Annotated in this window: 4 protein-coding genes; 2 read left to right on the top strand and 2 right to left on the bottom strand. The window is 48.9% G+C overall.

From position 1 onward, the window contains the following. Positions 1-241 precede the first annotated feature (241 nt). Complete coding sequence (locus ACY2VW_RS09365; RefSeq protein ID WP_461877882.1) at positions 242-1,798, bottom strand: DUF5605 domain-containing protein; 1,557 nt, start codon at positions 1,796-1,798, stop codon at positions 242-244. A 298-nt stretch (positions 1,799-2,096) separates the two neighbouring features. Between ACY2VW_RS09365 and ACY2VW_RS09360 the strand changes: the two genes are divergently transcribed. Both ACY2VW_RS09360 and ACY2VW_RS09355 read left to right on the top strand, forming a co-directional pair. Further along, on the top strand, positions 2,097-3,812 hold the full coding sequence (locus ACY2VW_RS09360; RefSeq protein WP_461877881.1) for a sensor histidine kinase: 1,716 nt from the start codon (positions 2,097-2,099) through the stop codon (positions 3,810-3,812). 35 nt (positions 3,813-3,847) lie between these two features. After that, positions 3,848-5,428, top strand: coding sequence for a response regulator transcription factor (locus ACY2VW_RS09355; RefSeq protein WP_461877880.1), 1,581 nt, complete (start codon positions 3,848-3,850; stop codon positions 5,426-5,428). 63 nt (positions 5,429-5,491) lie between these two features. Here ACY2VW_RS09355 and ACY2VW_RS09350 read toward each other — a convergent pair whose 3' ends face one another. Beyond that, on the bottom strand, positions 5,492-6,391 hold the full coding sequence (locus ACY2VW_RS09350) for a carbohydrate ABC transporter permease (protein WP_055266923.1): 900 nt from the start codon (positions 6,389-6,391) through the stop codon (positions 5,492-5,494). Positions 6,392-6,395 lie beyond the last annotated feature (4 nt).

Genomic DNA, 6,395 nt, shown 5'->3' with positions numbered 1-6,395 from the left:
CACTTCCTCCATCCATACCGTTACTGATACCAACTTGTGGTTCGCTACACTTGGCGGTAAATACCCGTGACTGGACTTGCACCAGCAAGATTAGTGCCATGCTCGGCACACAAGGGAAGAACCCCCAGCAGTTGCCGCTGCTGGGGGTTCGCTTTGTGAACACATGTCACTTATTTCTCTTATCAGCTACACATACTATATCATATGCAGAATCGAATTTCAAGATTCCTCTCCCACATTTTTATTTCACTTTCACCAGTCTCACCGCCATATACGGTCTTGACGGCATGTCGATCGTGAATTCTCCGCTGTGGCGGCCTGCCGGGGTGATGGTCATGTTCCAGGTGTCGATGACTTCCACATCGAACTCCTGACCTTCCGGCATGTGGAACGGGCGGCGGCATGGGCGGTTGGCACCGTAATAGTACATCACGCAGTCTTTTCTCGGATGGCTTGCGCTGTTTGTGCAGCAGGTCTCATCAAAGAATGCCGGAAGCGGCTCCATATAGCCCCCGTTTTCTTCCATGATATCCAGCAGGAACTGGATCCGCGCCGGGCTGCCGCCCTTCAGCTCTCCGCCGTGTGACCACCAGATCACACCGTTTTCATTTTCATACGTCTCTCCATGCTGGCCATATCCACCTCTGGTGTATGCCTCCCAGAACCGGCGTGTCATCTCCTCGCCGCTGATATTGCCCCAGCCGAACGGAAGATTTCCTTCATATGCAATTTCATCGAGCACGCACGGTTTTCCATACTGCGGGCGCCAGATTTCCACATTTTCTGCGGTACGGTACAGATCGATTCTCTGCAGACTGCAGTGCGTGATCCATCCCCTGGAATGATCGTACATGGTCATACAGTTGTGAATGGAGCGCAGATGGCGGTACGGATCCTGACGGCAGACGGTTTCTGCATTGGACTCCCACTCGGATACCGGTTTCCAGCGGAACAGGTCAAATTCATTTGCCATAGCCCACCATACATTGTGGTATGCACTGAAACGGTTGACAACGTATCTTAAATAAAAGTTCTGCTGCTCCAGATTCATGCGGGAATAGCCCCAGCGGTCGTACGGATGGAACAGAATCAGATCGGCCTGGATTCCCATGGTGCCAAGGCGTGCGATCGTGTTTTCAATGTGTTCAAAATAAGAAGGATTCGGACGGGTATAATCCCATACTTCATCCGGGTTTTCGATCATGGCATCAATGCCGCCGAACATATTGCGCGGCGCTTTTTCCAGCTTCTCTGTCTCAAAGTCAGACGGAGACCACGGAGAATTTTCACGAATTTCAAACGGATACTGTGCCGGCTCTTTTAAATTGTAGACATAGTGCTTCGGGAAAACGCAGAAGCGGATCTTATTAAACGGAGAAGCAGCAAGGCTTTCATACGTTTTCTCCTGAGTCTCCTTACTCTGCAGCTCCCACACATAGCAGGTCGTACCGCACGGGTAGTATTCCTTTCCGTCATCGTAAGCAAAATGGTAGGTGTTTGCTACCCGAACCGGACCGTGGCAGTTTTCATCGGCTGCGCTGACCTCCACCGTCACCTTCGCCTCATCGCCCCAGCTTGTTACTGCGGTAATCTCATACGTTCCTTCGCAGGATGGCATAAAGCGCAGTTTGTATACGCCGTTTCCATCATAAAAGCCCTCGGCACGCTTTTCCTCTGCCTGGCCTGCCATCGTTCCTTTCACCCACTGCTCCGCAAACGGATTTCCCTCGGACGGTCCCCGGAAAACCAGTTCTGCAATTCCATATCGTTTTACATATTCGGTATAAGACTGTAACATACGTTCCACCTTTCTAAAATAAGTATTGCTTCGTATCGTGATAATTTAATTTTACTAAATGTATTTTGAATAGTCAATCTTTTTAAATTAAATTTTTAAACAATAATTCAGTTATTTTTTTATCACTTTTGCCGATATCTATTTCTTTTTTCCTTGTATTTATTGACGTTTTTTCACTTTTATTGTAAACTTTCCCATAGAGTCTGCCGGACCTTTTGCTGAACAGTTCCGGCATTTTCTTTTTATCTGGCTCAAAATTCAGCATATATCTAACATGTACAGGAGAGGAGATGGTCCTTTGAAAAAACGCTTTTCCAAAATTTCCATACACTCACTTGGTTTTCGTATTTTTGTTCTGCTTGCAGTCATGATCGTCCTTTTTTGCGCGCTTGTCGCGTACAACAACACAGCCGCTTTCGGTCTGATGCTTGAGCGGATCCATGAGAACTCGGAAAATACACTGGTTCTGTACCAGAAAAGCCTAGATGAAAATCTTTCCCGCACGGAAACCTACCTCTATGTTTTCGCATTAAATGATGCCGATCTTCTTTCCCTCCGCGCAGCAGAACCACAGACAACCAACTGGTATATCACATTAAACCGAATCAAAAAAAGCTTTGAAAACGCAACGCCAAACTATACCGTAGACGGCTTTTTCTGCTATCAGGAAGCCACAGATGCCCTGGTCCTCTATGACCAGACCACCAACCCGACACCGTTCCTCTGGAACTATATCCGTGAAATCGCCAAAACAGAGGATCCGTCCTCTGTATGGAATCTCAACGAAATCAACGGGAAATATTACCTTGTCCGTATTCTGAACCTGAACGGATATCTGCTCGGCGCGTACATTTCCACGGATACACTCCTTGGCACTCTGGTCGATACAAAAACGCAGGACAGTCTTCTGTATTTTTCCGATGGTCCCCTTCTTCTGCGCACCCCGTCAAACGATGTCTGCCTGGAGGCTCCCCGCTTGAAATGGCGACGATATCCTTCCTACGACATTGATGGAACCTCCTGGATGGCTGTTTCACATGAACTGAACGAAACACCGCTGTCGCTGACCCTGCTTTTAAAGGCTTCGGAATACACCAAATATCAGAGCAGCTTTTATCTTCTCGCCCTGATCGTTTCGCTCGGTCTGTTCGTAATCTGGCTGCTCCTGTCTGCTTCCCTGCACCGCTGGGTTCTTCACCCGGTTCACATGCTGACGCATGCGCTGGAACAGCTCCGCGGCGGTGATCTCAAGGTGCGGATTCCGGATGACGCTATGCTCGACGAATTCCGGAAAATGACGACCGCTTTCAACGATATGGTCGAAGAGATCGATGATCTGAAAATCGCGAATTACGAAAAACAGCTCGCCCGTCAGAAGCTGGAAGCGCTTTACCTGAAGCAGCAGATCACGCCGCATTTTATGATCAACTGCCTGAACACCATTTATCAGCTGACTGAAAATAACCATGCGGACCTGGCACGGCAGATGCTTCAGAACCTGAGTGTACATCTGCGCTATACGCTTTCCTCCGGTCAGACTGTCTCGCTTTTAGAAGAGCTGAAGCTGGTTAAAAACTACGTGGAGCTTTCCTCCATCCGCTATCCCGGCGCGCTGCGCCTGCTCCCTTCCTGCGAAGAATCGCTGCAAAATGCAACGGTTGTGCCGCTTATACTCCTGAACTTTGTGGAAAACACGATCAAATATGAGGTCGTTATGGGGAAAGTGCTGGACATGCATATCGATATCACCGCGCAGGAAGAAAATCAGTGTACCCGTCTTCACATCTGTATCTGGGATACCGGATGCGGTTTTTCCGAGGATATACTTGCCGTGCTGCAAAAGCTTGATACCTATGTAAACTCCGAGCAGGAACACATCGGCATCACAAACGTGGTGCTCCGCCTCCGCCAGATTTTTCCCGACGCAGCTTTTGCTTTTGGCAACCGCCCCGGCGCAGGCGCTCAGATTACCATTGATTTTCCTTACGTTCCCTTTTTCCGCATCGACGGATAACCGGAACAGCTAAAAATATGTTTTGGGAGGTTATTATGAACCTGTTAATTGTAGACGATGAATATTATACCGTCGAAAGCATCTCCAACAAAATCCGCACACTACGCCCGGACTTTTTTGAGATTTTCTGTGCCTACAATCTGACGCAGGCATTGGAAGCCTTTTCCGCGCATCCGATTGATCTGATGATTTGTGATATCGAGATGCCCGGCGGTTCCGGCCTCGAACTGCTGGACCAGATCCGCCAGGCACACTACGAAACCGTCTGCATTTTTCTGACCGCCTATGCAAAATTTGAATATATTTCCCGCGCTATGAAGCTTTCCAGCAGTGACTATCTGTTGAAGCCGCTGGACGACCATGCTCTTCTGGAAGCTCTTGACAAAGCCTGTGCGCAATGTGAAAAGCAGCAGAAGGACCGCGTCAACACCCTTCATGCCAATTACTGGAAGGAAAGTGAGCTCCCGCTTGCGGAACAGTTCTTCCTCGACCTGTTAAATGGCAGTATTTCCTCTGCCCCTTCCGAAGTGATGGATGAAATCCGCTATCGCCGTCTGAATGTCGAACTGATTCATCAGCCCTTCTGTCCGCTTCTGATCCAGACCGGACAGACAAACTCCTTTTCTCCGACCGACAACCGTACCCTGTATGAATTTGCCTTAAAAAATATTGCCCGGGAATATTTTTTTGAACCCGGCGAGCTGCCGCTGACGATCCGTGTGCTTGATGGTTTTTATCTTCTGCTTCTCCCGGTCTCCACACACTCTCGGGACGCCGTGATTGGCCGATGCCGTCAGGCCCTGACCGACTTTGTGACACACTTTCCGTTCTCGATCAACTTTTTCGTTGATCAGAAGGTCTGTCTCCCGGAAGACCTGCGAAAAGCTTTTCTTTCCATGAAAGCCTTCGCCGGAAAGAACGTCACCTACGAAAATCACGTTTTCGATCTTGCCGCTGAAACCGAAGCTCCTGTTCAGACGCCTTTTCAGCCGATTCCATCTGACCGCTGGTCCGATCTTCTCACATCCGGAAAAACGGAACAGCTTCAGATTGAGGTTTTCGCTTTCTTAAATCAGACGAAAAGCTCCGGCACTGCTACACGGGAATTTCTGACCGGCTTTTACTATCAGTTCCTGCAGCTGCTGTTCCGCCAGATGGATCATCCGGGCAGCGAAGACGAAGCCTTCCGCCGCCAGATTACCGTTGCTTCCCCGGAGCAGACCTTCTCCTCGTTTGGTGCTTTACGAGAATGGATTTCCAACAGTCTTCTGCTGTTCATACAAAGCCGTCAGGCAGCCGCTTCCCAGGACACGGCTGTTGCCACCGTGAAAGCATATATCGAATCGCACCTCTCCGACGAGCTGGACCGCGATACGCTTGCAGCCATGGTATACCTGAACGCCGATTATCTGTCCCATCTCTTCAAAAAAGACACGGGAAGTTCTCTCATCAACTACGTCATCGACCGCCGGATTGCGCGCTCCAAGGAGCTTCTCGCAAAGGGCGAAATGAGCATCCGCGACATTGCCATCACCTGCGGCTTCCAGAATATTTCGTACTTCTCCCGCCAGTTTAAAAAATCGACGGGCATGACACCACGGCAGTTTAGAAATTAAAAAAATCCGGCCTTCCTTTTGCATATCGGAAAGCCGGATTTTTTGGATTCACTTACTTTTTTATCAGCCCTTCACGCCGCCAAGGGTAATACCTTTTACAAAGTTTTTCTGGATGAACGGATAAATGATCATGATCGGCAGAATACCAAGTGCTGCCATCGCCATACGAACCGTTCCGGATGGGATCTGGGAGAGGCCTTCGCCTGCCTGCGCCATGTTGTTGGCGTTCTGCGTCAGCGCCTGAATATTCTGCATCAGACGGTTCAGCAGGTTCTGGATACTGTAGAGATCCGTTCTCTTTGTCAGATAGATATAACCATTGTTCCAGTCATTCCAGTAAGCGATACCGGAGAACATGGCAACGGTGGTAATAATCGGTTTGGACAGCGGAATGGCGATCTTCCACATAGTCTGGAATTCGTTTGCACCGTCAATATAGGCAGCCTCAAGAATTTCATCCGGCACACCGGTGACAAAGTAGCTCTTCATCAGGAGAACGTTGAATGCGCTCATCATCAGAGACGGAACCAGCAGCCCGAAGAACGTATCTTTCACATGGAATACGGTCGTGTAATTGATATAAGTCGGTACAAGGCCTCCGTTGAACAGCATGGTAAAGAACACCAGAAAGGTCAGGACATTGCGTCCCGGCAGACCCTTTTTCGAAAGGCCGTAGGCCAGACAGGTTGTCAGTGCAAGGCTGCATACAACGCCGGTTGCGGTCAGGATAAAGGACATTCCATAGGCTTTGATTACCATGGAACTGCTGGATGTGAATACCCACTCATAAGCATAGGTACTCCACTTTTCCGGCAGAAAAGAGTATCCATTCTGTAACAGAGTTGCATTGTCAGTCAATGAGGAAATGAACATCAACAGAATCGGAATGATCGCGAGCAGTGTCAGGATTGTCATGATCAGATGGCCGAAAAAGCTATAAATTTTATCTTCTCTTGTTTTCATACCG

It is taken from the genome of Fusicatenibacter sp. (assembly GCF_977045365.1).
The sequence above is the reverse complement of the archived record's forward strand: the minus strand, read 5'-3'. Positions and strand labels throughout refer to the sequence as shown.